The sequence below is a fragment of the Achromobacter xylosoxidans genome (assembly GCF_002192695.1).
Lineage (GTDB): Bacteria > Pseudomonadota > Gammaproteobacteria > Burkholderiales > Burkholderiaceae_B > Achromobacter > Achromobacter xylosoxidans_C.
In genome coordinates, this window is record NZ_MTLG01000104.1 from 102,095 (window position 1) to 128,195 (window position 26,101).

The following is a 26,101-nucleotide window of genomic DNA, read 5'->3' on the forward strand; positions in this document are numbered from 1 at the left end:
GCAGGGTGGTCATGGAGAAGGCAAAAAAGAAGGGGCGCGGGCTGCCAATGTAGCAGCTTCGCGCCCCGTCGCGGCAGGCGCCGCCTGCCGCGATGCCAGATGCCGGCTTCAGTGGAACAGCACCACCGCCTTCTGCAGCGTGATCCAGATGCCCCAGGCCAGCGGGATGCCCACGCAGGCCCAGGCAAAAACCACCAGCGCCGCCGGCGTGCGGAACGCGGATGTTCCGACCCCGTGCGTTTCCGTGGCGACCGCGCGTTCGTGGGCCAGCGCCTTTTCGCGCGCCAGTTCCTCGTCATTCATGAAGTACTTGGGATTCACGGGCCGGATCGCCAGGTTGCACAGGAAGCCCAGCACCAGCATGCCCGCCAGGATGTACATGGTGATGTCGTACACCTGGGCGCGCGGCACGCCGATGGACAACTGATATTCGCGGATGTAGTTCACCAGCACCGGTCCGAAGATGCCCGCCGCCGACCAGGCCGTCAGCAGCCGGCCATGGATGGCGCCTACCATCTGCGTGCCGAACAGGTCGGCCAGGTACGCCGGCACGGTGGAAAAGCCGCCGCCGTACATGGACAGGATGATGCAGAAAGCGGCCACGAACAGGGCCAGCGCGCCGATGTGCGCGGTCCAGGGGATGGCTGAGTACAGCGCGAAGCCCAGCACGAAGAAGATGAAGTAGGTAGTCTTGCGGCCCAGCTTGTCGGACAGGCTGGCCCAGAAGAAGCGGCCGCCGATGTTGAACAGGCTGAGCAGGCCGGTGAAGCCGGCGGCAATGGCGGCGATGGCCGCCAACTGGCTCTTGTCCAGCTGCGAGTAGCCCAGTTCAGGCTGGTTGATCAGGCCGCCGCCGAACACTTCCTGCAGCAGCGGCGAAGCCATGCCCAGGATGCCGATGCCCGCCGTGACGTTCAGGCACAGCGCCCACCACACCAGCCAGAACTGCGGCACGCCCCAGACGCGCTGCACATGGACGTGGCCCTTGGTGATCATGGCGTTGCCGGCATGCTTGGCCGGAGCGGTCCAGCCTTCGGGCTTCCAGCCGGTGGGCGGCACGCGGTAGCCCAGCGCGCCCGACATCATGAAGACGAAGTACACCGCCGCCATGGTCAGGAAGGTCTGCCAGACGCCCGGCGAATCGGGGGTGGCAAAGTGGCGCATCAGCAGGTCGGCCAACGGCGCGCCTATCATGGCGCCGCCGCCAAAGCCCATGATGGCCATGCCCGTGGCCATGCCGCGGCGGTCGGGGAACCACTTGATCAGCGTGCTCACGGGCGAGATGTAGCCCAGTCCCAGGCCGATGCCGCCGATAACGCCCGAGCCCAGCCACAGCATCCACATCTGGTGCAGGTATACGCCGATGGCGGAGATGACCAGGCCGCCGCACCAGCACAGGGCCGACACCACGCCGGCCTTGCGCGGACCGGCGCGTTCCAGCCAGCCGCCCCACAGCGCGGCCGAGCAGCCCAGCAGCACGAAGAACAGGGTGTACATCCACCCCATGGTCGAGATCTTCCAATCGCAGTTGGTGGCGAACAGCTCGGCTGCGAGGCTCATGTCCGCGGGGCAGGCCAGCGGCTTGGCGCCGCCCACCACCTTGGACAGCGGCAGCCAGAACACCGAGAAGCCATAGGCCATGCCGATGCACAGATGGATGGCCAGGGCGGCCGGGGGAACCAGCCAGCGCGAGAAGCCCGGGCCGGCGATGGTGCGTTCCTTGTCGAAAAATCCCGGCTTCGAACCGGGCAGGTCCAGCGTGGCAGTGCTTTGCATGTTGTCTCCTCTTTGGGGGCCGCTCGTTGGCGCGCGTGGTCCGGCATCCGGCCGGTCCCGCCGCCTTTTCTTGTGATGTTCCTGCCGTCTTGCCTGCTGCCGCCGCGCTACGCCACGCGGGCGAGCGGCGTGAGGCGCTGGCGGTTCTGCGTGACCGCTTCCAGCACCAGCGGGCGCAGGCGTTCCCCGCCGGCATCGCCGTCGGGGTTTTGTTCGAGAAAGTTCAGGAGTTCATTGCGCATGCGCGGCTCCCAGAACTTGTGGATATGGTTGGCCACGCCTTCCAGGGCCTCAGGCCGGTCGGGCATGGCTTCGAAGAATTGGCCGATGCGGTTGGCCATGCGGATCAGGTTGCCGATTTCCATGCTTGCGTGAAGTCCGGTTCAGGAGATGATGCGTTGGGGGTGTGAGTACAGCGTGGCGTCGTCGCCGCGCAGAAAACCCAGCAGGCTGACGTTGGCGTCATTGGCCAGGCGGATGGCGAGCGCGGTGGGCGCGGACACGGATGCCAGCACCGCGACGCCGGCGGCGGCGGTTTTCTGCACCATTTCGAAGCTGGCGCGGCTGGACACCACCACGATGCCGTCGCCAGCATGCATGGCCTGGCGCGCCAGTGCACCTATTAGTTTGTCCAGCGCGTTGTGGCGGCCCACGTCCTCGCGCACCAGCGCGACAGTGCCATCGGCGCCCGCCCAGCCTGCCGCATGGGTGGCGCCCGTGATGTCGTGCAGCGCCTGGCGCGCACGCATGTCGCGCATGGCGGCCAGCACGGACTGGATGCGCACGGGCGAACCATTGGTGACCGGCGCCACCGGCCGCAGTACTTCGGGCAGCGTTTCCACGCCGCACAGGCCGCAGCCGGTGCGTCCGGCCATGGCGCGGCGGCGCGACTTCAGCCGCACTTCACAGGCGGTGGAGATTTCCAGCTGGACCACGATGCCGTCGCATTGCGGCAACAGGTCGATGCCGCGCACGTCGTTGACGCCGTCGATGATGCCTTCGGACAGCGCGAAGCCCACGGCGAAGTCTTCCAGGTCGGCCGGCGTGGCCAGCATGGTGGCGTGGCTGATGCCGTTGAACTCCAGCGCCACCGGGGTTTCCTCGGCCACGGAGTCGGTTTCGACCTCGGGGACCAGGGCGCCGCCCCGCACGCGGGTGACCTGTACCTGCGTGCAGTCGGGGCGGGAAGGCGGTGGCGTGGGCATGGCGGCGTCCTGGCGGTTCGGGCTGGGGGTTATTTCCCGGTCAGCGCCGCCTCGCTTTCGCGCGAACGCTCGCGCAGCAGCTTGTGCTGGATGTCCGCAAAGCGCGACCACTGGCGTTGCCACTCCGAAGGCTGGGACACGCGCGTGACCTGCACGGCCGTCACCTTGTATTCAGGGCAGTTGGTGGCCCAGTCGGAGCTGTCGGTGGTGACGACGTTGGCGCCGGACTCGGGAAAATGGAAGGTGGTGTATACCACGCCCGGCTGCACCCTGTCGGTCAGCGTGGCCCGCAGCACGGTCTCGCCCGCGCGGCTCTGGATGCCGACCCAGTCGCCGTCCTTCACGCCGCGGTCCTCGGCGTCCTGCGGATGCAGTTCCAGCACGTCCTCGCCATGCCACATGACGTTGGGGGTGCGCCGCGTCTGCGCGCCCACGTTGTACTGCGACAGGATGCGGCCGGTGGTCAGCAGCAGCGGGAAGCGGCGCGTGCTGCGCTCGTCCGTGGGCACGTACTTGGTGATCATGAACTTGCCCTTGCCGCGCACGAATTCGTCGATGTGCATGATGGGCGTGCCGTCGGGCGCTTCGTCGTTGCAGGGCCATTGCAGGCTGCCCAGCTTGTCCAGCTTTTCGTAGCTGACCCCGGAGAAGGTGGGCGTCAGGCGCGCGATCTCGGCCATGATCTCGCGCGGATGCTTGTAGTCCATGGGGTAGCCCAGCGCGTTGGACAACGCCACCGTCACTTCCCAGTCGGACTTGCCGTTCTTGGGTTCCATCACCTTGCGTACGCGCGAGATGCGGCGTTCGGCGTTGGTGAAGGTGCCGTCCTTTTCCAGAAACGATGAGCCGGGCAGGAACACGTGGGCGTACTTGGCCGTTTCGTTCAGGAACAGGTCCTGTACCACGATGCACTCCATGGCCGCGAGCGACGCCGCCACGTGCTGGGTGTTGGGATCCGACTGCACGATGTCCTCGCCCTGGCAGTACAGGCCCTTGAAGGTCCCGCCCAGCGCGGCTTCGAACATGTTGGGGATGCGCAGGCCCGGTTCAGGCTGCAGGGTCACGCCCCAGTCCTGCTCGAACTGCGCGCGCACCGTGTTGTCGGAGATGTGGCGGTAGCCCGGCAGCTCGTGCGGGAACGAGCCCATGTCGCAGGAACCCTGCACGTTGTTCTGCCCGCGCAGCGGGTTCACGCCCACGCCCTCGCGGCCGATGTTGCCGGTGGCCATGGCCAGGTTGGCGATCGCCATGACGGTGGTGGAACCCTGGCTGTGCTCGGTCACGCCCAGGCCGTAATAGATGGAGCCGTTGCCGCCCGTGGCGAACAGGCGCGCCGCGCCGCGCACGGCCTGCGCCGGCACGCCGGTGATCTCTTCCATCGCTTCCGGCGAGTTTTCCGGCAGCGAGACGAAGTCGCGCCATTCCTTGAAGGCCTTGGCCTCGCAGCGCTCGGCCACGAAGTCCTCGGCGATCAGGTTTTCGGTGGCGATCACGTGTGCCAGCGAGGATAGCAGGGCGGTGTTGGTGCCGGGGCGCACCTGCAGGTGGAAGTCGGCCTTGATGTGCGGCGAGCTGACCAGTTCGATGCGGCGCGGATCGATCACGATCAGGCGCGCGCCCTGGCGCAAGCGGCGCTTCAGGCGCGAGGCGAACACCGGATGGCCGCTGCTGGGGTTGGCGCCCATCACGATGACCACGTCGGTGTGCATGACGGAATCGAAGGTCTGGGTGCCGGCGGATTCGCCCAGCGTCTGCTTCAGGCCGTAGCCGGTGGGTGAATGGCAGACCCGCGCGCAGGTGTCGACGTTGTTGGTGCCGAAGGCGGCGCGCACCAGCTTCTGCACCAGCCAGGTTTCTTCGTTGGTGCAGCGCGACGAGGTGATGCCGCCGACCGCGTCGCGGCCGTACTGGCCCTGGATGCGGCGGAATTCGGAGGCCGCGTAGTTGATCGCCTCGTCCCAGGACACTTCCTTCCAGGAGTCGGTGATGTGCTTGCGGATCATGGGCTTGAGCACGCGTTCCTTGTGCGTGGCGTAGCCCCAGGCGAAGCGGCCCTTGACGCAGGAATGGCCGCGGTTGGCCTGGCCGTCCTTCCAGGGCACCATGCGCACCACTTCCTGGCCCTTCATTTCGGCCTTGAAGCCGCAGCCCACGCCGCAGTAGGCGCAGGTGGTCACGACCGAGTGTTCGGCCTGGCCCATCATGATGACGGTCTTTTCCTGCAGCGTGGAGGTCGGGCAGGCCTGCACGCAGGCGCCGCAGGACACGCATTCGCTGTCCAGGAAAGGCTGGTCCTGCCCCGGCGACACGCGCGATTCGAAGCCCTTGCCGGAGATGGTCAGGGCAAAGGTGCCCTGGGTTTCCTCACAGGCGCGCACGCAGCGGTTGCAGACGATGCACTTGGAGGCGTCATAGGTGAAGTACGGATTGGACTCGTCCTTTTCGCTCTTCAGGTGGTTGGCGCCGTCGTAGCCGTAGCGCACATTGCGCAGGCCCACCACGCCGGCCATGTCCTGCAGCTCGCAGTCGCCGTTGGCCGGGCAGGTCAGGCAGTCCAGCGGGTGGTCGGAGATGTACAGCTCCATCACGCCGCGGCGCAGGTCGTGCAGCTTGGGGGTTTCGGTGTAGACCACCATGCCGTTCTCGGCCGGGGTGGTGCACGATGCCGGATAGCCGCGGCGGCCTTCGATCTGCACCAGGCACAGCCGGCACGAGCCGAAGGGCTCCAGGCTGTCGGTGGCGCACAGCTTGGGAATGTTGATGCCGGCCTCGGCGGCCGCGCGCATCAGGGAGGTGCCTTCGGGCACCGTGATTTCCTGGCCGTCTATGGTCAGGGTGACGGTTACGGCGGACTCGCGCGCCGGCGTGCCCAGGTCGCGATCGCGCTTGATGACGGTTTCTAGCATGTCGGTCTCGGGTTCAGGCCGCGTGCGCGGCAGACTGGGAGGACTCGATGCCGAAGTCCTGCGGGAAGTGGTTCAGCGCGGACAGCACCGGGTAGGGCGCCATGCCCCCCAGGGCGCACAGCGAGCCGCCCAGCATCGTGTCGCACAGGTCGCGCAGCAGATGCACCTGCTGCTCGCGGCCGGGGCCGCCCGCGACGATCTTGTCTATGGTTTCCACGCCGCGGGTCGAGCCGATGCGGCAGGGCGTGCATTTGCCACAGGATTCGATGGCGCAGAACTCCATCGCGTAGCGCGCCATGCGCGCCATGTCGACGGTGTCGTCGAAGGCCACCAGCCCGCCGTGGCCGACCATGGCGGATATCTGGATGTAGGCCTCGTAGTCGAGCGGCACGTCCCATTGCGATTCCGGCAGGTAGGCGCCCAGCGGGCCGCCCACCTGCACCGCGCGCAGCGGGCGGCCAGAGGCGCTGCCGCCGCCGAAGCCGTACAGCAGGTCGCGCAGGCTCAGGCCGAAGGCCTTTTCGACCAGGCCGCCGTGCTTTAGATTGCCGGCCAGCTGGAACGGTAGCGTGCCGTGCGAGCGGCCCACGCCGTAGTCGCGGTAGTAGGCCGCGCCCTTGGCCAGGATGATGGGCACGGTGGCCAGCGAAATCACGTTGTTGATGACCGTGGGCTTGCCGAACAGGCCCGAGATTGCGGGTAGCGGGGGCTTGGCGCGGACCACGCCGCGCTTGCCCTCGACGCTCTCCAGCAGCGAGGTTTCCTCGCCGCAGATATAGGCGCCCGCGCCCTTGCGCACTTCCAGGTCGAAGCGGCGGCCGCTGCCGTGCACGTCATCGCCCAGCCAGCCCACGCTGCGCGCCCGCGCGATGGCGGCTTCCAGCGTGGCTATGGCTTGCGGATACTCGGAGCGCACGTAGATGTAGCCGTAGGTCGCGCCCACCGCCAGGCCGGCGATGGTCATGCCTTCGATCAGCACATAGGGGTCGCCTTCCATCAGCAGGCGGTCGGCGAAGGTGCCGGAGTCGCCTTCGTCGGCGTTGCAGACGATGTATTTCTGGGCGCCGGGGGTGCCGGCCACCGTCTTCCACTTGATGCCGGTCGGGAATGCCGCGCCGCCGCGGCCGCGCAGGCCCGAGGCCACCATTTCGTCGACGATCTGCCCCGGCTCCATCGCCAGGGCGCGTTGCAGGCCCTGCAGGCCGCCATGGGCGGCATAGTCCTGCAAGGACAGCGGATTGGTCACGCCGACGCGGGCGAAGGTCAGGCGTTCCTGGTGCTTCAGGTAGGGGATTTCTTCGGTCAGGCCCAGGCGCAGCGGGTGCTCGCCGCCCGCCAGCCAGCCGGCGTCGAACAGCGCGGCGACGTCCTCGGGCTGCACCGGTCCGTAGGCGACGCGGCCCTGCGGGGTAGTGATTTCGACCATGGGTTCCAGCCACAGCAGGCCGCGCGAGCCGTTGCGCACGATTTGCACCGACAGGCCGCGGGCGTCGGCGGCGCGTTCGATGTCGCGCGCCACCGTGTCGGCGTCCATGGCCAGCGCCGCGGCGTCGCGCGGCACGTAGATGACGATGGGGGAGCTCATGATTGCGCCTCCAGCGTGCGGGCCAGCAGGCGGTCCAGCTTTTCCGGCGTGACGCGGGCGTGGGGCCGGCCGTCGATCATCACCGCCGGCGACTGGGCGCACAGGCCCAGGCAGTACACCGGTTCCAGGGTGAAATCGCCGTTCTTGCTGTTGGCGTGGAAATCACAGCCCAGCGCCGTGCGCGCATGGGCGGCGAGGCGTTCGCCGCCCATGGCCTGGCAGGCTTCGGCGCGGCAGACCTCCAGGGTGTGGCGCGCGGCGGGTTCGCTGCGGAAATGGGGGTAGAAGGTGATGACGCCGTGGACTTCGGCGCGGGACAGGTTCAGGGCCTCGGCGATGGTCTGCACCGCCGCGGCCGGAATACAGCCCAGTTCATGCTGGACCGCGTGCAGCACGGGCAGCAGCGGGCCGGGCTGGTCCTTCAGCCGGGCGAGTATGCGGGCGGTGGCCGCAATGGCCGGGGTGGGGGACGCTTGGGCCGCGTCCAGGGCCATCTGGCCGCCGCGGGCGCCGCCGCTGGACGCCAGATCGGATGTTGCCTCGCGCTGTTGCACGTCGGTCTCCTCCTGTGTTGCTGTTGTGTCGGGCTGGATGTTTTGTGGTTTTATATGTTTTAAAAAGCATATAAAAATCCCTCCAACCGCGTTATTTGTGTACTCTAGCGGGGTAATTCACCGTCTTCAATAAGAAATAAATGACATATAAGTTCCGTATCGGCCTGCGGCCGCAATGGAGCCTGGGCGGAGACGACGACCCGGCGCCCGTACCGCTGCAGGATATGCTGGCGCTGCTGTCGGCGATCGACGCCACTGGCAATATTGCCGGGGCCTGTCGCGCCTGCGGCCTGTCGTACCGGCACGCCTGGGGCGTGCTGCGCCGTTTCGAGGCCATCTTCGGCACGCAGCTGCTCATCACCAACCGGCGCCAGGGCACGCAACTGGCGCCATTCGCGCAGCGCCTGCTGTGGGCCAACCGCCGCATCGAGGCGCGCCTGATGCCGACGCTGGACAGCATGGCCTCGGAATTGCAGGAAGAGCTGGAGCGCCTGCTGCCCGAGAGCGGCCCGCACCTGCGGCTGCATGCCAGCCACGGTTTCGCGGTGGAATCGCTGATGCAGCACATGGGCAACCGCAAGCCGGGCCTGGAGTTGCGCTACCGCACCGCCATCGAGGCGCTGGCCTCGCTGGAGCGGCGCGAGTGCGACCTGGCGGGCTTCCAGGTGCCGCTGGGCGATTTCGAGGCGCCCATCATGGAGCGTTACGCGCAATGGCTGCATGCGGACGAGTACATGCTGATCCACCTGGCGGTGCGTAATGCCGGCCTGTTCGTCACCGCCGGCAACCCCAAGCACATACGCGGCATGGCGGACCTGGCGCGGCCCGACGTGCGCTTCGTCAACCGCCAGATCGGCTCCAGCACCCGCTATCTGGTGGGCCTGATGCTGCAGCGCGCGGGAGTCTCGATCAGCGAGGTCCAGGGCTACGAAACCAATGAATTCACCCATATGGCCATCGCCGCGCACATCGCCAGCGGCATGGCCGACACGGGCGTGGGGGTGGAGACGGCCGCCTGCCGCTTTGGGCTGGATTTCATCCCGCTGGTGCGCGAGCGCTATTTCTTCGCCATCCGGAAATCGTCGCTGGAGACGCCCGCCATGCGCGACCTGCTGTCCATCATGCGCAGCCCGGACTATGTCGGCTACGTCAGCCAGCTGGCAGGCTACGACGCCCGCGACACCGGCCGGTTGCAGTCGCTGCAGGAGGCCTTTCCATGAGCGCGAAACGCGATGCGCCGGGATATGATGCTCCCATGAGCAAAGTGATCTTTCTTGCCGATCGCCGCGGCGGCCCGTTGGCCCCTCTGGCGCCCGGCGAACTGCCGCCGCACGGACAGCCCGCGCTGGACCTGCGCGCGCGTCCCCTGCGCGACCTGCGGATCTCGGTCACGGACCGCTGCAACTTCCGCTGCACCTACTGCATGCCGCGCGAAGTCTTCGACAGCAGCTATACCTTCATGCCGCATTCGGCACTGCTGTCGTTCGAGGAAATCAGCCGCCTGGCGGGCATCTTCACGCAACTGGGCGTGGAGAAGATCCGCCTGACCGGCGGCGAGCCGCTGCTGCGCAAACATATCGAGAACCTGGTGGGCCTGCTGGCGGAACTGCGCACGCCCGCCGGAAGTCCGCTGGACCTGACGCTGACCACCAACGGCAGCATGCTGGCGCGCAAGGCCGCGGCGCTCAAGAGCGCCGGGCTCACGCGCGTCACCGTCAGCCTGGACGCGCTGGATCCGGCCATGTTCCAGGGCATGAGCGACAGCGGTTTCACGCCCGACGACGTGCTGCGCGGCGTGGACGCCGCGGCCGAGGCCGGGCTTGCGCCGGTCAAGGTCAACATGGTGGTGCGGCGCGGCCTGAACGACGGGCAGATCCTGCCCATGGCCGAACGCTTCCGCCATTCCGGCCACATCCTGCGCTTCATCGAATACATGGACGTGGGCAACACCAACGGCTGGAATCTTGCCGAAGTGGTGCCCAGCCAGGAAGTGCTGGACCGCATCGGCGCGGCCTATCCGCTGGAGCCGGTGGCCAGCGGCGAAATGGGCCGCGTGGCCGAACGCTGGCGCTACCTGGACGGCGGCGGCGAGATCGGCGTCATCTCCAGCGTCACGCATGCCTTCTGCGGCGGCTGTACCCGCGCGCGCCTGTCGCCGGAAGGCAAGCTCTTCCTGTGCCTGTTCGCGCACGACGGCTACGACCTGCGCGCGCCGCTGCGCGACGGCGCCAGCGACACCGAGCTCGCCGGCATCATCGCGGGCATCTGGGCGGGGCGCAACGACCATTACTCCGAGCTGCGCGGCCGCAACATGGCCGATCCTGCGCGCAAGATCGAGATGAGCTACATCGGTGGCTGAAGCGTTTGCCGACAAGGGAATTGCGGGCCTGATCCTCGCGGGAGGCCAGGGCGCGCGCATGAACGGGCAGGACAAGGGCCTGGTCATGCTGCGCGGCGAGCCCATGGTGGCTCACGTGGCGCGCCGGCTGGCGCTGCAGGTATCGCGCCTGATCATCAGCGCCAACCGCCACCTGGATCTCTATGCCCGCTACGGCGCCGTCGTGCGGGACGGCGAAGCCGATCTGGGCGCCTGGCAAGGCCCGCTGCTCGGTATAGCCGCGGGCCTGTCGGCCGCGCAGCATGAGGCCTGGCTGGTGGTGGCGCCTTGCGACACGCCGTTCCTGCCCACGGACCTGGCGGCGCGCCTGGTGCGCGCGGCCGAGTCCGCCAATGCGCCCATGGCCTATGCCATGGCCGGCGGACAGCGGCATTCGGCCTGCATGGCCTTGCGCACGTCGCTATTGCCCGATCTGCTGGCGTACCTGCGGGCCGGGGACCGCAAGGTGGGGTTGTGGCAGGCAAGGACCGGCGCGGTCGAAGCCTGCTTCGACGACGCGCCCGATGCCTTCATGAACGTCAACACGCCAGATGAACTGGCGCGGGCCGAGCGCTACGCCAGCCAGTGACGCAGGTCGTAGTAGGCGACCCGATCCTTGTCTTGCACCGGCACGTCGGCCGGCAGGCGGGCCAGGCCGGTCGCCCAGGGCAGCGAGCTGATTACGCCGGAGCCCTGATGGCCGTAAGGCACCAATTCGGCGCTGCCGTCGTCGGCCAGGCGGCGCTGCACGCGCAGGAATTCCTCGCGGCTGTCCTGGCGCGGATGCTCGGTGCGCAGCGGCAGCAGGCTGGTCGGCGGGAACAACGCTTCGCGGCCCTGCATGCGGCGCATCAGCGGCGTCACCAGCAGGGTGAACACGGCGTAGGCCGACACGGGGTTGCCGGGCAGGCCGACCACGGGCTTGCCGTCGATCTGCGCCAGCGCCACCGGCTTGCCCGGCTTCATGCGCACCTTCCATAGCGCCAGTTCGCCGCCCAGCGCGGCCAGCGCGGGCTTGACCAGATCGCGTTCGCCCACCGACACGCCGCCCACGCTCACCACCAGGTCGCAATCGGCCAGCAGCGTCTTGAAGGCGGCCAGCAGGTCGGCCTCGGTGTCGCGGGCGTGCAGCACGTGCACGGGCAGGGCGCCCATGCCGCGCGCCAGCGCGGCCAGCATGGGGCCGTTGGAGTTGTAGATCTGCTCGGCCGCGCGCGGCTGGCCGGGCAGCACCAGCTCGTCGCCGGTGGTCAGGATGCCCACGCGCAACTGGCCAAAGACCTGCACGCGGGCCAGGCCCTGCGAGGCCATCAGCGCCACGTGGGCCGCTTCCAGCACGGTGCCGGCGGCCAGCAACGGAGCGCCGGCCATGGTGTCTTCGCCGCGGCGGCGGATGTGCTGGCCGGGCTTGGGCGCGCGCGAGATTTCCACCTGGCCGTCGGCTTCGGTGGTGTCCTCTTGCATGACGACCGTATCCGCGCCTTCGGGGATCAGGCTGCCGGTGAACAGGCGGATGGCGTGGCCAGGCTTGAGCGGTTCCGGCATTTCCCCCGCGTAGCAGCGCTGCTGGATGGGCAGGCGCACGCCGGCGCCCCAATCCGCCACGCGCAGGGCGTAGCCGTCCATGGCGCTGTTGTCGGCGGGCGGTATGTCCACGGTGGCGGTGAGATCGGCGGCCAGCACGCGGCCGGCGGCTTCGGCCAGGCTCACCTCTTCGCTGCGTTGCAGCGGCCCCGCGGCATTGGCCAGCAGGGTCTGGGCTTGATCAAAATCCAGCATGGGTCAGTTGTCTTCTTCGCGTTGCTTGAAATGGGTGGCGAAATTGCAGGGGCGGTGGCTGCTGTCCAGCTGTTCGCGGATGATCTGCGACCAGGCGGTTTCGCAGGCGTTGTTGGAGCCGGGCAGGCAGAAGATCAGCGTTTGGTTGGCCGAGCCGGCAAAGGCGCGCGACTGGATGGTGGAGCTGCCGATCTCGGTGTAGGAGATCTGGCGGAACAGTTCGCCGAAGCCCGGGATGTCGCGGTCCAGCAGGGGGCCGATGGCCTCGGGCGTATGGTCGCGGTGCGAGAAGCCCGTGCCGCCCGTGGTCAGGATGATCTGCACTTCGGGATCGGCGATCCAGTCGCTGATGACGCGCCGGATCTGGTAGATGTCGTCCTTGACGATGTCGCGGCGCACGCATTGATGGCCGGCATGCGCGAGGCTATGGGCCAGCAGATTGCCGGAGGTGTCGTCGCCCGCGCTGCGGGTGTCGCTGACCGTCAGCACGGCGCAGGCCAGCGAAACAAGGCTTTCGTCGCTCATGGATTTTCCTCTTCTAGACGGTGGTGTCTTCATCCCAGGACTGCGTGCGGTCCTGGTCGGATTGGCGTTGCTCCACCCAGAAGCTGCTGCCGCCCGCCAGGGTTTCGCGCTTCCAGAAGGGCGCGCGGGTCTTGAGCGCGTCGATGATGTATTCGCAGCCGCGGAAGGCGTCGCCGCGGTGGGCGCTGGCCGCCGCCACGAAGACGATCTGGGCATTGCGATGCAGCGCGCCCACCCGATGCACGATGACCGTGCCGGCCAGGTTCCAGCGCGCGCGGGCGGTTGCGGCGATCTCTTCCAGCTCGCGCTCGCACATGCCCGGGTAATGTTCGAGAAAGAGCGTGTCGGTGGGCGTGTCGGGCGCGTAGTCGCGCACATAGCCCACGAACGTGACGATGCCGCCCACGCCCGGGCCGGCGCTCTTCCGCAGCGCGGCCGTGAGCGCGGCGCCGTCGAAGTCGGCTTCCTGGACGCTGATCATGGTGTTCAACCTCCGGTGACGGGTTCGAATACCGCGACCTCGTCGCCCGCGCGGATGGGCGCGGACGGCTTGGAGTGGGTCTGGTTGATGGCCAGCTTCAGGCGCGCGGAGGGCGCCAGCTGGGGGTAGCGTTCGCCCAGCGCGGCAAGCAGCTGCGCGCCGGTGGATTCGCCTTCCAGGGGCCAGGCTTCGGAGCGCTTGCCGACCAGTTCGGCCACGCGCGCGAAGTAGAGAAGATTAATCGTTGCGCCATTCACCGCTTTTTCCTCCTGCCTTGTACTTAAGGCGAACTTGCTCGATGACGATGCCCTTGTCGGCAGCCTTGCACATGTCGTAGATGGTCAGCGCGGCGACGCTGCAGGCCATCATGGCTTCCATTTCGACGCCGGTCTTGTAGCTGGTGCGGCAGGTGGCCAGCACGTCGATGCGGTGCTCGGCGTCGTCCAGCGCGAATTCGACGCCGACGAAGGCCAGCGGCAGGCTGTGGCACAGCGGGATGGTGTCGGCGCAGCGCTTGGCGGCCAGGATGGCGGCGACGCGGGCGGTGTTGAGGACTTCGCCCTTGCCCTGGCCCGGCTGGGTCAGGAGGCCATAGGCGACGGCGTTCATGCGCACGCTGGCGGTGGCGATCGCCACGCGCTCGGTGTCCGTCTTGGCGATGACGTCGACCATGCGGACCTGCCCGGCTTCATCCAGGTGGCTCAAGGTTGGGGTGGGCGTGGACATGGGAATCGGGAGCGATAATTGTTAATGATTGAAAAGGGCGGTCCCGGCTGGCCGGATCGGCCCATCGATACGCCTATGATAGACGAGCGGTGCAGGGGGCGCGATAATCGCGCCTGTAGTCATTAGAAGGACGGAAACGCTCGTCCTTCACACGTATCAGGAGACGCGCAATGCCCTTGCGGATGCCCAAGCTTCGGTTAACCCGCCGGGTCGGCAAGATTCTTCTGGGTATCGCGGCATTCGTACTGGTCCTTTTCGGGGTTGCCGCCTGGCAGGTCCCCAAAGTGCTGCACAACGTCCTGGTGCAGGACGTCTCCAAGATGATCGGGCGGGAAGTCTCCGTCGGCGACATCAGCTTCAATCCCTTCACGCTGACCGTCCGCGCGCGCGACCTGGCCGTGGCCCAGCCCGATTCGCAGACGCCGCTTCTGACGCTGGCCGAGCTGGACGTCAGCGCGGCCTGGACTTCCCTGTTCTGGTTTGCGCCGGTCGTCGATCGAATGACGCTGCGCGAGCCTAACATCGCCATCGTCCGCGAGGACGTCACGCGCTTCAATTTCTCTGATATTCAGCAACGAGTGGCCGAATTGACGGCCGCCCAGCCCGAAGAACCGCCCAAGCCGGACGAAGGGCTGCCGCGCTTCTCGCTGAACAACATGGTGATCGAGAACGGCACCATCACGCTGGACGACAAGGTCACCGGCCGCAAGCAGGTGGTCGACGAGCTAGGCGTGGGGGTGCCGTTCATCTCCACTTTCGGCTACGCCACCGACATCGATGTGCAGCCGCGCGTGCACCTGCGCATCAACGGCAGCCCCTTCGATTTGAACGGCGTGGCGCGCCCCTTCGACAAGGTGCCCTCGTCCACGCTGCGCGTGGCCTTCAATGGCCTGCAACTGGAAAAGTGGGCGGACGTCTGGCCGATGCCCCTGCCGTTCAAGGTCGAGAGCGCGCTGCTCGATTCCAACCTGCAAGTGGTGTTCGAACAGCCCAAGGACGCGCCGCCCAAGATCCGCGTGGTCGGAGACCTGGGCCTGCGCCGGCTGGACCTGCGCGACACCGCTGGCGCCAACCTCGTTGCCTGGAGCGCGCTGACCGTCAGCCGCCTGGAGCTGGAACCCATTGCGCGCCACGCCTATGTGGGCGAGGTGGGCTTGTGGGCGCCGCAGATCCACGTGCGGCGCTATGCCAATGCAAACCTGAACTGGCTGGACGTGGTCGCCGGGCTGAAGCGGCTGGGCGGCGTCGAGCCGACCGCCACGCCGGTGGCCGACAAGCTGCGCAAGGCCAGCGGCCTGGATCCCGCCAAGGCGGGCGGCAAGGCCGACCCGGCCATGGCTGCGGCCAAGGGCGCGCCGGCCGCAACCGCGGACGCCGCCGCCAAGGGCGCCGCGCCGGCAGCGGCTGCGGCGACGGGCACGCCTGCCGCCACCGCCGGCGCCGCGTCTCCAGCCGTTTCCGCTCCGTCCCCGGGCGCGCCGGCCGCTTCCTCGGCGGCTCCCGCTGCCCCTGTCGCGGGTGCTCCCGCGGCCCCGTCCGCCACGGCTCCCGCAGGAACCCCGGCCGCGGACGCCGCCGCGCCCCAGCCGGCGTCCGCGCCCACGGAATGGAAGGTCGAGCTGGACGCCTTCAATCTGCACGAAGGCGAGGTCTACGTTGCCGACGCGGTCAGCAAACTGGACTACGTGATGACGGGCCTGGCCGCGACGGTCGAGGGCGTTGCCCTGCCGCAGGTGCCGGACCAGCCGATCAATCTGTGGCTGACCATGGACAACAGCACCGATGGCGGTTGGCTTCGCGCCAAGGGCCCGCTGGTCCTGAAGCCGCTATCGCTGGAACTGGGTGTGCGCCTGGGTAACATCGCGCTGGCGCCGTTGGCGCCGGCCGTGCGCAACGCCTCGCCCATCGCGCTGCTGGATGGCCGCCTGGCCGCCAGCGCGCAGGTCCACGTGAAGGAAAGGAATGGCGCGGTGGACGCATCGGCCAGCGCCGTGCAGGCCGACCTGACGCAGTTCAAGGCTCGCGACGAATCCCTCAAGCCCGCCGTGGATATCGCGCTGCAAAGCCTGCGCATGACTGCCGACCGCCTGGCGATGGGGCCGGGCCAGAGCAACTTCACGCTGGCCGCGGCCGGCATCCAGGGCAACGGCAAGCTGGACCTCAAGGGCGCGTTCACGCCGCAGCCGCTGACCGTGAAAACCTCCGTGGACCTGTCGGAACTGAATGTCGCGTCCTTCGCGCCGTATGCCGCCTCCAGCCTGAATGCCACGGTGCGCGCCATCACGCTGGGCGCCAAGGGCAATGCGGAGTTCGCTGCCGCGGCCGGCTCGGCGCCGATGAAGGTCAACTGGAAGGGCGGCGTCGAAGTCACCGGCGTGGACCTGCAGGACCGCGTCAACAAGGACGACTTCCTGAACTGGAAGCGCCTGGGCTTTACCGGCATGGACATCTCGGTGGCGGGCGACAAGATCGGCGCCAAGCTGGGAGACATCGCGCTCGAGGATTTCTACGGCCGCGTGCTGCTCAATGCGCAAGGCCGCCTGAACGTCATGGATCTGGTGGCGGCCCCCGGCCAGGCCGGCGGCTCCATCACCCAGGACACGCAGACGCCCGGCCGCAGCGCCGCGCCGGCGCCCGCGGCGCCTGCCGCCAAGGGGGGCGGGGGCATGCCCGACATCTCGGTGAACAGCGTCACGCTGAACCGTGGGCGCATGACTTTCACGGACCGCTTCGTCAAACCCAACTACGTGGCCGAGCTGTCCAGCATCGAAGGCTCGATCACGGCGGTGTCGTCCACCAATCCCCAGCCCGCCAAGGTCAAGGTCACCGGCCGCGTCTACACCACCGCGCCGCTGTCGATCAGCGGCGTGGTGCAGCCTTTTGCCAAGTACTTGTCGCTGGACCTGAAGGCCTCGGCCAAGGGCGTGGACCTGCCGCGTTTCAATACCTATTCGGCCAAGTACGTGGGCTACCCCATCAAGCGCGGCAAGCTGTCGGTGGACCTGGAATACAAGATCAAGGACCGTGCGCTGCAGGCCACCAACCATGTGGTGCTGAACCAGCTGACCTTCGGCGACAAGACCAACAGCCCCGACGCGACCAAGCTGCCGGTGCTGCTGGCCGTGGCCTTGCTGAAGGACTCGCGCGGCAACATCGACATCAACCTGCCGATTTCCGGTTCGCTGGACGATCCGGAGTTTTCGGTGGGCGGGATCGTGGTGCGCGTGCTGCTGAACCTGGTGGTCAAGGCCGTCACCTCGCCCTTCAGCCTGCTGGCCTCGGCCTTCGGCGGCGGCGAAGAGCTGTCCTACGTGGAGTTCGCGCCGGGCAGCGCGGTGCTGACCGAGGACAGCCAGCAGCGCATCGACACGCTGACCAAGGCGCTGACGGATCGCCCGGCCCTGAAGATGGACATCAGCGGCCGCGCCGATCCCAAGACCGACATGGAAGGCCTGCGCCAGGCCTGGGTGGACGGCAAGATCCGCGCCGCCAAGGCCGCCGCCACCACGCCGCGCGGCAAGAAGCCGAATCCGGCGGGCGTCGAGGTATCGGGCGCGGAGCGCGTCAAGTACCTGGAAGAGGTCTACGACGACACGGATATCAAGGACAAGCCGCGCAATTTCATCGGCATGTCCAAATCCGTGCCGGCGGCGCAGATGGAAGAGATGCTGCGCAGCGTGGCGCCCGTTGGCGACGATCAGTTGCGCCAACTGGCCGATGCGCGCGCGCAGGCGGTTTATGAGAAGCTGCAAGCCCAGGAAGGACTCGCGGATCGCGTGTTCATCGTTGCGCCGCAACTGGACACGGATGGCATCAAGGACGAGGGGCAACCCTCGCGCGTGGACTTCTCCCTGAAGTGAACCAGGCTGGTCCGGGAGGCGGCGCCCAGCCGCCCCTGCCAGCTTTTTGCCAGGAGATTCTCGATGAATGACCAGGACGCGCACTTCGACAGCCTGCTTCCGCCCCTGCGGCTGAACCGGCGGGGTTTCATGGCCACCACGGTGGCGACGGGGTTTTCGCTGGCGGCCGGCCAGGCCGTGGCGCAGACCACGATCACCACGGACGCCGGCGGCCTCGTGGCCGGCAAGGTGGACATCCCGGTCAAGGACGGCAAGATGCCCGCGTACCGCGCGGCGCCCAAGGGCAAGAAGGACTTGCCCACGGTGCTGGTGGTGTCGGAGATTTTCGGGGTGCACGAGTACATCCAGGACGTGTGCCGGCGGCTGGCCCACCAGGGTTATCTGGCCATCGCGCCCGAGCTGTTCGCGCGCCAGGGCGATCCGTCCAAGTACACCGAGATCCCGAAGCTGCAGGCGGAAATCATCGGCAAGGTCCCGGATGCGCAGGTAATGTCGGACCTGGATTCGACCGCTGCCTGGGCCACGTCCAACGGCGGTAATGCGGATCGGCTGGGCATCGTGGGCTTTTGCTGGGGTGGCCGCCAGGTCTGGCTGTACGCCGCGCATAACCCGAAGCTCAAGGCCGGCGCGGCCTGGTACGGCCAACTGGGCGGGCAGCCTTCGGAACTGAAGCCCAAATCGGTGCTGAGCCAGGTGAACGAGCTGAAGGCGAAGGTGCTGGGGGCTTATGGCGGCAAGGACGCCGGGATTTCGATGGCGGACGTGGACAAGATGCGGCTGGAACTGGCGCAGGGTCCGGCTGCGGCGAAGGCTTCGCGGATCGATGTATATCCGGATGCGCCGCATGCGTTTCATGCGGATTATCGGCCTTCTTATCGGAAGGCTGAGGCGGAGCAGGCTTGGACTCGGATGTTGGATTGGTTCAAGCAGAACGGGCTTTGAGATTGTTCTTGGGGCGATCTGCCTAGCTTCGTAGGTCGCCCGTCGTCGCGGTCGGCGTGGCGGCTCGCGCCCAAGATTGCGGTCCGGAGCGTTCGCTCCGGACTGCCCCGTCGTCATCTTCGTCAAGGCCTTCGGCCTTTCCTTCAGATTCCCTCGGGCGCATCGAGGTTGCGAGCCGCCACGCCGCCCGCGACGACGGGCTACGTGCGTGTTGGCCTGTTGCGCTGCTGGAGCCGTGGTGGGGGGCGAGTCTTGGGCGGCCCGTATTAATCGGCCGCGCGGGCGGCCGATTAATACATACGTCATTGTTTTAAGTGTGATTGTGATCGCTGGCGCGCAGGCGTAGGTGGGTTTTCTGATGGCGTCGCCGTCAGGGGGGGGGGCGGTGATGGGTGGCGCGCGGCAGGCAGCCGTTTGCGAATGAAGACCCGTACGCGCGCCACCCATCCGGCATTGGAGTTCAAGTGACGATTGACCTGGCAACGGGCTTTGATGGGCCGTCACGAACAATTGCTCGTGAGATTCAAGAGCGCTCCCCATCAGCGCGCAGCGCCATCCGGAATCGCAAGACACCGCGTAAGCCCCCAGAGGCCGCCCGCGCGGCCGGCCGGGGGCGGGCCCCGCAAGATCCATCGCCACACCCCACCGCCGCGACTGGCGTCTCAAGAACCTGAACCCTCAGAAACAGAAGCAGAACCTGCTACTGCGCCTTTTCCCCCGGCAAGCCATCGCTGACCTCAGCCAACGCCCCCTTCATCTCCTCGTACTCCATCACCCTCTCCCCCTGAAACCCGCCCAGCACTCCCCGGCATCCATCCACTCCGGAACGCTTCATCTCTTCCATCATCGCCGTCCCCTCGCCCTGTCCCTTCTGGAACAGCCCGTCATACCCGCCCGAGGAAAAGCCATATTCCTGCGCATACTGCAGCAGGTTCTTGCGCGACGTGGCCTGGTGCTGGGCCAGGTCGGGTTCCGAAGCCCCGCAGGCGCGGGCGGCACCGTTGGAGGCGCCGGCGGCGACGACGAAGGAGTCGTATTGGGCCTGTTCGGCGGCATCGGGAGCCGCCCAGGCCGTGGCGGCCGAGGCCAGCGTCAGGGCCAGGCTGGTCAAGATCTTGCGCATCGATGAACCTCCGCATGGGGCCCGCCAGCCGGCGGCGCGGCGTGCGCGGGCGGTGATTGCCAGCACAACATTATGGCAATCAGCCGTTTCCAACCCGTGTAGGCGCGGTATGGAGTCGTTTCAGACTGTGCATCTTTTTTTCCCGCGGGGCGGGCGGCCAGCAAGGCGGCCGCGCAGGAACTATGATGGAGGCTGTGGGGCGCTCCTGCCCCAATGCATTGCCCCTTATTCCTGGAGATCTACATGACGATCAAAGTCGGCGACCGCGTGCCGGATGGCACCCTGACCGAATTCATCGAAACCGAATCCGCCGGCTGCTCGCTGGGCCCCAACGCGTTCCAGGTCGCCGACCTGACCCGCGGCAAGACCATCGCGCTGTTTGCCCTGCCGGGCGCCTTCACGCCCACCTGCTCGGCCAAGCATCTGCCGGGCTACGTGGAGCAGGCCGCTGCCCTGAAGGCCAAGGGCGTCGATGAAATCTGGTGCGTGTCGGTCAACGACGCGTTCGTCATGGGCGCCTGGGGCCGCGAGCAGAAGACCGAAGGCAAGGTCCGCATGCTGGCCGACGGTTCCGCCCTGTGGACCAAGGAACTGGGCCTGGAGCTGGACCTGATCCAGCGCGGCATGGGCGTGCGCTCGCAGCGCTACTCGGCCCTGATCGTCGACGGCGTGGTCAAGCAGCTGAACGTCGAAGGCCCCGGCAAGTTCGAAGTCAGCGACGCCGCCACGATGCTGTCGCAAGTCTGATCCCACGCAGTTCCTGTTTTACCGCTTAGCGCAGCGGGCCGCGTTCGCGGCCTGTTGCGCTGCCGCCAGCAGCGGTTGCCGACGCCATGCTCGCCACCATCTCATCCTTCTCGTCCCTATACTTCGCGACCTTGCTGATGCTCATCGGCACGGGTCTGTTCAACACCTATATGGGGCTCCGGCTGACAGCGCAGTCTGTCAGCGAAGTGTGGATCGGCGCCCTGATCGCCGGCTACTACCTGGGCCTGGTGTGCGGCGCCCGCCTTGGGCATAAACTCATCATCCGCGTCGGCCACATCCGGGCGTTCGTCGCCTGTGCGGCCGTGGCCACCAGCATGATCCTGGCCCAGACGCTGGTCGACTCCATGCCGCTGTGGCTGGTGTTCCGCGTCATTTCGGGCATCGTGATGGTGACCGAATTCATGGTCATCGAGAGCTGGCTCAACGAGCAGACCGAAAACCACCAGCGCGGGCGTGTCTTCTCCGTCTACATGGTGGTGTCCGGCCTGGGCACCGTGCTGGGGCAATTGGCCCTGACCGCCTATGCCACGCTGGATCTGCGGCCGCTGACCCTGGTGGCCATGTGCCTGGTGCTGTGCCTGGTGCCGATCGCGGTCACCGCGCGCTCGCACCCGCCCACGCCGTTGCCGGCGCCTCTGGACATACGCTTCTTCATGCGGCGCGTGCCGCTGTCGATGACGGTGCTGTTCGTGGCGGGCAATCTTTCCGGGGCCTTCTATGGCCTGGCGGCCGTCTACGGCGCCAAACATGGCCTGTCCACCTCGCAGGCGGCCATTTTCGTGGCCGCCGCGGTGACCGCAGGCCTGCTGTCGCAGTGGCCCATGGGTTGGCTGTCCGACCGCATCAACCGCGCCGGGCTGATCCGCTTCAACGCGCTCTTGCTGGTGCTGCTGCCGGTGGTCATGTGGGGCTGGATCGTGCTGCCGTACTGGGCGCTGGTGGCCATGTCCTGTGTCTTCGGCGTGCTGCAGTTCACGCTGTATCCGCTGGGCGCGGCCTTCGCCAACGATCACGTGGAGTCCGAGCGCCGGGTCAGCCTGTCGGCCGTGCTGCTCATGACTTATGGGGTAGGCGCCTGCATCGGTCCGATGATCGCCGGGGTGCTGATGTCGCTGGCCGGCCCCAGCATGTACTACGTCTTCATATCCGCCTGCGCCTTGATCCTGGTCTGGCAGGTGCGGCCCACGCGCGTCACCGGCGCGCATCAGGTGGAAGAGGCGCCCACGCATTTCGTGCCCATGCCGGACACGCTGCAGAGCTCGCCCGCTGCGGCGGTGCTGGATCCGCGCGTGGATCCGGCCACCGACATCGCCATGGAAATGGTGCAGCCCGACGTGGCGCCGGTAGCGGCGGCAGAACCGCCCGCTGCGGAACCGCCAGGCGATGCCGCCAAGGATACAGCGGACGACGCGGCCGAAGACGAGCGCCAGGTGCGCACCGGCACCTGAGGCCGGGATGGCGTCCCTACCAGGGCGCCATCAGCACGATGGCCATTAGCGCCAGCGCGATGCCCAGCAGGTTCAGGCGGGTCAACGGTTCGCGGAAGGCCAGCGCGCCGACCAGCGTGCCCAGGGTGATCACGCCCATGTTCATGGACGCGAACACCAGCGCGGGATGCTCGGGCAGCGACTGGTGCGCGCGGATGTAGGTCAGGATGTTGCCGAAGTTGGCCAGCCCCAGTGCCGCGCCCGCGGCCAGGTGGCGCAGCTGGCAGCGTACCCGGCGCCACAGCAGGTAGGCGAGCATCAGCAGCCCGGCGATGACGAAGGCCAGCAGCAGCCCGCCCGCGAAGGCGGTGCCAGCGCGCGCCATCTGCTTGAACAGGATGTCGATCACGCCATAGCCCACCCAGACCACCAGCGGCCACAGCCACAGGGCGCGGTTGCTGGCGGCGGTGTCCTCGCCCGGCGCCTGCGTGCGGGGCGCGCGGCGCAGCAGGCAATACAAGGCGCTGGCGGCCAGCAGCGTCGCGGCCAGCTTGCGGCCGCTTACCGGTTCACCGAACAGCAGGAAGGCCGCCAGCAGCGGGATGAACAACGACAGGCGTTGCGCCGCGTCGCTGCGCACGATGCCGGCATGGCGCACGGCCGCGGCCATCGCCACGAACACGCTGGGCAGCAGCACGCCCAGCGCGGCCAGCACCAGCCAGGGCGTTTGCGGCGCCAGCAGCGCGGCCGGGTCCGGGCGCAGCACGGCCCAGCAGAGCAGGGCGGCCACCGCGTAGTTCATGGCGATGGCCTGGCGCACGTCCACCTGGTAGCGCCGCGCCAGCTTCAGCAGCACGGCCACGGTCACGCTGCAGGCGACGCTGGCCAGCAGGTAGAGCAGGCCGGGAGTCAGCGGCATGCCACGGCGTCGTGGTGCTGGTGCTGGGCGGCGTCGATGTGCATGCCCAGACGCTGCAGCAGACGCTGGTCGGCTTCCATCTGCGGATTGGCGGTGGTCAGCAGGGCGTCGCCGTAGAACATGGAGTTGGCGCCCGCCATGAAGCACAACGCCTGCAAGGCGTCGTCCATGGTTTCGCGGCCGGCGGACAGGCGCACGGCCGCGCGCGGCATGGCGATGCGGGCCACGGCGATGGTGCGCACGAATTCGAACGGGTCCAGCGCTTCCACGCCGGCCAGCGGCGTGCCTTCCACCTGCACCAGGTTGTTGATCGGTACGGACTCGGGATAGGGCTCCATGTTGGCCAACTGGGCGATCAGGCCGGCGCGCTCGCGGCGCGATTCGCCCAGGCCCACGATGCCGCCGCAGCACACGTTGATGCCGGCGTCGCGCACCCGGTCCAGCGTGTCCAGCCGGTCTTGATAGGTGCGGGTGGAGATGATCTTGCCGTAGAACTCGGGCGAGGTGTCCAGGTTGTGGTTGTAGTAGTCCAGGCCGGCGCTCCTGAGCTGTTCGGCCTGGCCTTCGCGCAGCATGCCCAGCGTGACGCAGGTTTCCAGGCCCAGGGCCTTCACCGCGCTGACCATCTCGGCCACCGCCTCCAGGTGGTGCGGCTTGGGGCTGCGCCAGGCGGCGCCCATGCAGAAGCGCTGCGCGCCGCCTTCCTGGGCCTTGCGGGCCGCGGCCACCACGTCGGCCAGGGGCATCAGCTTGTCAGCATCCAGGCCGGTGTCGTAGTGCGAGGACTGCGGGCAATAGGCGCAGTCTTCGGGACAGCCGCCGGTCTTGATCGACAGCAGGCTGGACAGCTGGATGGCGTTCGGATCGAAGTGGGCGCGGTGCGTCTGCTGGGCCCGGAACACCAGATCCATGAACGGCAGTTCGTAGAGCGCCATGATGTCGGCGGCGCTCCAGGCGGGAGCGGCGGCCGGCTTGGCGACGGTCGGGACGGGGATGTAGGCGGTCTGCATGGGTGGGCTCCTTTCGGTCTTGCGGGGATCGCGCCGCTGGCATGGGCAGGGCGGGATCGGCGGATCGTAAGAAGCTGCGCAGGGTTTGCGCAATGCTGGCCGCCAGGCGGAAATTAGCAGCCTGTTGTGGCGATTTTTGTAGGAAATAGAAGATTTTGATGGTCGCCGACTTCTAAGTGGCGCACATCTTCGGGGACGCTGGACAGCCGATTATTTTGAATCAAATTGTAAATATCGGATTGTCAATCCTTGCTCCGCTTGTCGCGGGCCCGCGCACGCTCGTGCCCGGTGATGCCGCGGTCGCGCGCCCACACGATGGCGGCGCTGCGGCGGTGCACGCCGATCTTGCTGTAGATCGTGGCCACGTGGTTGCGCACCGTATTGCGCGACAGTTTGAGCTGGCGCGCGATGCCCTCGTCGTCATGGCCCTGGCACATCAGGCCCAGCACTTCGCGTTCGCGCGAGGTGAGCTGCGCCAGTTCGGCCACGTCGCGCGTGGCGGGCGCGGGTTCGCGCAATTGCGCCAGTTTCTCGATCACGCTGCGGCTGAACCAGGAGGTGTCCTGCATGACAGCCTCGATCGCCGTCAGCAGTTCCGTTTCGGAGCGCTTGCGTTCCGTGATGTCCTGGATCGCCAGCAGCACGCGCTGCTGGCCGCCGATGGTCACGGGCTCGGCCGACAGCAGGCAGTCCAGCCGGCTGCCGTCCCTGGCCGCCAATGCCACGTCGCGGTTGCGGGCGCTTTCGCCGCGCTTGAGGCTGGTCTCCAGATCCTCGGGGAGCTGCAGGTCCAACCCGGTCAAGGCCTGGCCGATGCCGTCCTGCGCGGAGGTGCCGGTGGTTGCGGCAAAGGCGTCGTTCAGGTCCAGCGCGAGCAGCGTTTCGCCCTCGCAGACGGCCATGGGCACGGGCGCCAGGCGGAACGCCTTGGAGAAGCGTTCCTCGCTTTCGCGCAAGGCCAGTTCGGAGCGCTTGCGGGCTTCCAGGTCGATGAAGGTGAACAGCATGCATGGCTCGCCCTGCATGTCGATGGGCTGCCCCGCGACGATGACGAACTTCACGCTGCCGTCCGCCAGTTTCAGCACGCCTTCGCGCTGCGCGATGGTCTGTCCTTCGTTGAGGCTGGCGACCGCGCCGTCCTTGTCTTCGCCGCCGTCCAGCACGTCCAGCTCATAGGCCGACTTGCCCACGATGGCGTCGCGCGCGTAGCCGGTCATTTCGAGAAAACCCTGGTTCACCTTCACATAGCGCAGGTCCGACAGGCGGCAGATGAGGGCGGGCGCGGGATTGGCGCCGAAGGCGCGCTCGAAGCGGACTTCGGCGTTGATCTGCTCGGTCTGATCATGCAGGATCAGGACGCGGTAATCGGCGCCGTCGGCGCCATCCAGATTCAGGCCGCTGGCGCGCACGTTGCGCAGGAAGGCTTCATCGTCCTTGCGTTCCAGGTCCAGCAGCAGTTCGTCGAAGGGTTCGGCCGCGGCCAACAGATCCAGCGGGTACTGGCGCGCAGGCACGCGATGATGGTTGCGATAGCTGAAGCTGTAGCGCTTGCGGTAGCCGGCTGGCGTGCCGCCCAGTTCATCCAGCCTGTCGGCGCCATGCAGCCTGAGCGCGCTGGCATTGGCCCAGGCGATGGCGCCGTCCGCTTCGAGCAGGATGATGCCTTCGTTCAGGCCCGCGATGATGCGTTGCAGATGCTGGCGGTGCGGATGGGGAGCGGCGGCGTTCGCGGTCACGTAGTCCTCTTCTTTTCGCTGGGCACGACGCAAAGAGAATGAAGGCGCATTGAAAGGCTGTCCAGATGGCGAAATGGACGAGTCTGAGCGTAGGGGGGAGGGTAGGGAAGATGGCTGCCGGCTGATGATGGCGGCAAATACTGCGGGCAGAAATGCAAAAAGCTCCGGGAACCGGAGCTTTCAATGGAAGCTGATTTGCGAACCGTGCACAAAGTGCTTGGCGGAGCGGACGGGGCTCGAACCCGCGACCCCCGGCGTGACAGGCCGGTATTCTAACCAACTGAACTACCGCTCCGCAGCGGTTTACTTTGACTTCTTCAATGCACTGCGGTGTCAAGGCAGCTTGGTACTACATGCCAGAAAGACTGGCGTCCCCTAGGGGATTCGAACCCCTGTACTCAC

Annotated in this window: 22 protein-coding genes and 1 tRNA gene; 7 read left to right on the top strand and 16 right to left on the bottom strand. The window is 67.4% G+C overall.

Translation table 11 applies throughout. The features are described 5' to 3' along the window. Positions 1-108: 108 nt before the first annotated feature. The 6 genes from BRO63_RS25065 to BRO63_RS25090 all read right to left on the bottom strand — a co-directional run bounded on the left by BRO63_RS25065 (position 109) and on the right by BRO63_RS25090 (position 8,026). Positions 109-1,776: an OFA family MFS transporter gene (locus tag BRO63_RS25065; RefSeq protein ID WP_088142388.1), complete on the bottom strand. Its 1,668-nt coding sequence runs from the start codon at positions 1,774-1,776 to the stop codon at positions 109-111. Between the two features lie 107 nt (positions 1,777-1,883). Further along, positions 1,884-2,141 (bottom strand): formate dehydrogenase subunit delta, encoded by a 258-nt coding sequence (locus BRO63_RS25070; protein WP_088142389.1) that lies wholly within the window; start codon positions 2,139-2,141, stop codon positions 1,884-1,886. 18 nt (positions 2,142-2,159) lie between these two features. Continuing rightward, on the bottom strand, positions 2,160-2,981 hold the full coding sequence (gene fdhD, locus BRO63_RS25075) for a formate dehydrogenase accessory sulfurtransferase FdhD (protein ID WP_088142390.1): 822 nt from the start codon (positions 2,979-2,981) through the stop codon (positions 2,160-2,162). A gap of 29 nt (positions 2,982-3,010) precedes the next feature. After that, positions 3,011-5,887 (bottom strand): formate dehydrogenase subunit alpha, encoded by a 2,877-nt coding sequence (gene fdhF / locus BRO63_RS25080; RefSeq protein WP_088142391.1) that lies wholly within the window; start codon positions 5,885-5,887, stop codon positions 3,011-3,013. A gap of 13 nt (positions 5,888-5,900) precedes the next feature. Then, entirely contained in the window at positions 5,901-7,472 is a 1,572-nt protein-coding gene (locus BRO63_RS25085) for a formate dehydrogenase beta subunit (protein WP_088142392.1), read from the bottom strand. Further along, positions 7,469-8,026, bottom strand: a complete 558-nt coding sequence (locus tag BRO63_RS25090; RefSeq protein WP_179215208.1) for a formate dehydrogenase subunit gamma — start codon at positions 8,024-8,026, stop codon at positions 7,469-7,471. Before BRO63_RS25090 ends, BRO63_RS25085 begins: the two co-directional genes overlap by 4 nt. 140 nt (positions 8,027-8,166) lie before the next feature. On the opposite strand from BRO63_RS25090, the gene BRO63_RS25095 reads away from it, so the two are divergent. The 3 genes from BRO63_RS25095 to mobA are packed head-to-tail and all read left to right on the top strand — an operon-like array spanning position 8,167 to position 10,992. Beyond that, complete coding sequence (locus BRO63_RS25095; RefSeq protein ID WP_088142393.1) at positions 8,167-9,246, top strand: substrate-binding domain-containing protein; 1,080 nt, start codon at positions 8,167-8,169, stop codon at positions 9,244-9,246. A 35-nt stretch (positions 9,247-9,281) separates the two neighbouring features. Next, on the top strand, positions 9,282-10,385 hold the full coding sequence (gene moaA, locus BRO63_RS25100) for a GTP 3',8-cyclase MoaA (RefSeq protein WP_088142394.1): 1,104 nt from the start codon (positions 9,282-9,284) through the stop codon (positions 10,383-10,385). After that, positions 10,378-10,992 (top strand): molybdenum cofactor guanylyltransferase MobA, encoded by a 615-nt coding sequence (gene mobA, locus BRO63_RS25105; protein WP_256943404.1) that lies wholly within the window; start codon positions 10,378-10,380, stop codon positions 10,990-10,992. The genes moaA and mobA overlap by 8 nt, the downstream gene beginning before the upstream one ends. Here mobA and BRO63_RS25110 read toward each other — a convergent pair. Genes BRO63_RS25110 through moaC form a run of 5 tightly spaced genes read right to left on the bottom strand, consistent with a single transcriptional unit; the run spans position 10,977 to position 13,914 of the window. Beyond that, positions 10,977-12,182 carry a molybdopterin molybdotransferase MoeA gene (locus tag BRO63_RS25110; RefSeq protein ID WP_088142395.1) on the bottom strand — a complete coding sequence of 402 codons (1,206 nt, stop codon included), beginning with the start codon at positions 12,180-12,182 and terminating at the stop codon, positions 10,977-10,979. The genes mobA and BRO63_RS25110 overlap by 16 nt on opposite strands. A 3-nt stretch (positions 12,183-12,185) precedes the next feature. Beyond that, positions 12,186-12,707, bottom strand: a complete 522-nt coding sequence (gene moaB / locus BRO63_RS25115; RefSeq protein ID WP_088142396.1) for a molybdenum cofactor biosynthesis protein B — start codon at positions 12,705-12,707, stop codon at positions 12,186-12,188. A 13-nt stretch (positions 12,708-12,720) separates the two neighbouring features. Continuing rightward, positions 12,721-13,188, bottom strand: a complete 468-nt coding sequence (locus tag BRO63_RS25120; RefSeq protein ID WP_179215209.1) for a molybdenum cofactor biosynthesis protein MoaE — start codon at positions 13,186-13,188, stop codon at positions 12,721-12,723. 5 nt (positions 13,189-13,193) lie between these two features. Continuing rightward, the gene (locus BRO63_RS25125) at positions 13,194-13,445 is read right to left on the bottom strand and encodes a MoaD/ThiS family protein (protein ID WP_054451574.1); all 252 of its coding nucleotides are present in this window, start codon (positions 13,443-13,445) and stop codon (positions 13,194-13,196) included. Further along, positions 13,426-13,914, bottom strand: a complete 489-nt coding sequence (gene moaC / locus BRO63_RS25130) for a cyclic pyranopterin monophosphate synthase MoaC (protein ID WP_042794830.1) — start codon at positions 13,912-13,914, stop codon at positions 13,426-13,428. Before moaC ends, BRO63_RS25125 begins: the two co-directional genes overlap by 20 nt. 170 nt (positions 13,915-14,084) lie before the next feature. On the opposite strand from moaC, the gene BRO63_RS25135 reads away from it, so the two are divergent. Further along, positions 14,085-17,774, top strand: coding sequence for a DUF748 domain-containing protein (locus BRO63_RS25135; protein WP_088142398.1), 3,690 nt, complete (start codon positions 14,085-14,087; stop codon positions 17,772-17,774). A gap of 63 nt (positions 17,775-17,837) precedes the next feature. Next, entirely contained in the window at positions 17,838-18,716 is an 879-nt protein-coding gene (locus BRO63_RS25140) for a dienelactone hydrolase family protein (protein WP_088142399.1), read from the top strand. A gap of 700 nt (positions 18,717-19,416) precedes the next feature. Here BRO63_RS25140 and BRO63_RS25145 read toward each other — a convergent pair. After that, positions 19,417-19,839: a hypothetical protein gene (locus BRO63_RS25145; protein ID WP_088142400.1), complete on the bottom strand. Its 423-nt coding sequence runs from the start codon at positions 19,837-19,839 to the stop codon at positions 19,417-19,419. Between the two features lie 243 nt (positions 19,840-20,082). Here BRO63_RS25145 and BRO63_RS25150 point away from each other — a divergent pair, with 243 nt between their 5' ends. Then, positions 20,083-20,586, top strand: a complete 504-nt coding sequence (locus BRO63_RS25150) for a peroxiredoxin (protein ID WP_013395780.1) — start codon at positions 20,083-20,085, stop codon at positions 20,584-20,586. An 86-nt stretch (positions 20,587-20,672) separates the two neighbouring features. Beyond that, positions 20,673-22,055 carry an MFS transporter gene (locus BRO63_RS25155; protein ID WP_088142401.1) on the top strand — a complete coding sequence of 461 codons (1,383 nt, stop codon included), beginning with the start codon at positions 20,673-20,675 and terminating at the stop codon, positions 22,053-22,055. 16 nt (positions 22,056-22,071) lie between these two features. Here BRO63_RS25155 and BRO63_RS25160 read toward each other — a convergent pair whose 3' ends face one another. The 4 genes from BRO63_RS25160 to BRO63_RS25175 all read right to left on the bottom strand — a co-directional run bounded on the left by BRO63_RS25160 (position 22,072) and on the right by BRO63_RS25175 (position 25,994). Beyond that, positions 22,072-22,947, bottom strand: coding sequence for an EamA family transporter (locus BRO63_RS25160; RefSeq protein WP_179215211.1), 876 nt, complete (start codon positions 22,945-22,947; stop codon positions 22,072-22,074). Next, a complete protein-coding gene (bioB, locus tag BRO63_RS25165) occupies positions 22,944-23,963 on the bottom strand; it encodes a biotin synthase BioB (RefSeq protein ID WP_088142403.1) in 1,020 nt (339 codons plus the stop codon). The genes BRO63_RS25160 and bioB overlap by 4 nt, the downstream gene beginning before the upstream one ends. A gap of 242 nt (positions 23,964-24,205) precedes the next feature. Further along, a complete protein-coding gene (locus tag BRO63_RS25170) occupies positions 24,206-25,699 on the bottom strand; it encodes a PAS domain S-box protein (protein WP_088142404.1) in 1,494 nt (497 codons plus the stop codon). 218 nt (positions 25,700-25,917) lie between these two features. Continuing rightward, positions 25,918-25,994, bottom strand: a tRNA-Asp gene (locus BRO63_RS25175). Positions 25,995-26,101 lie beyond the last annotated feature (107 nt).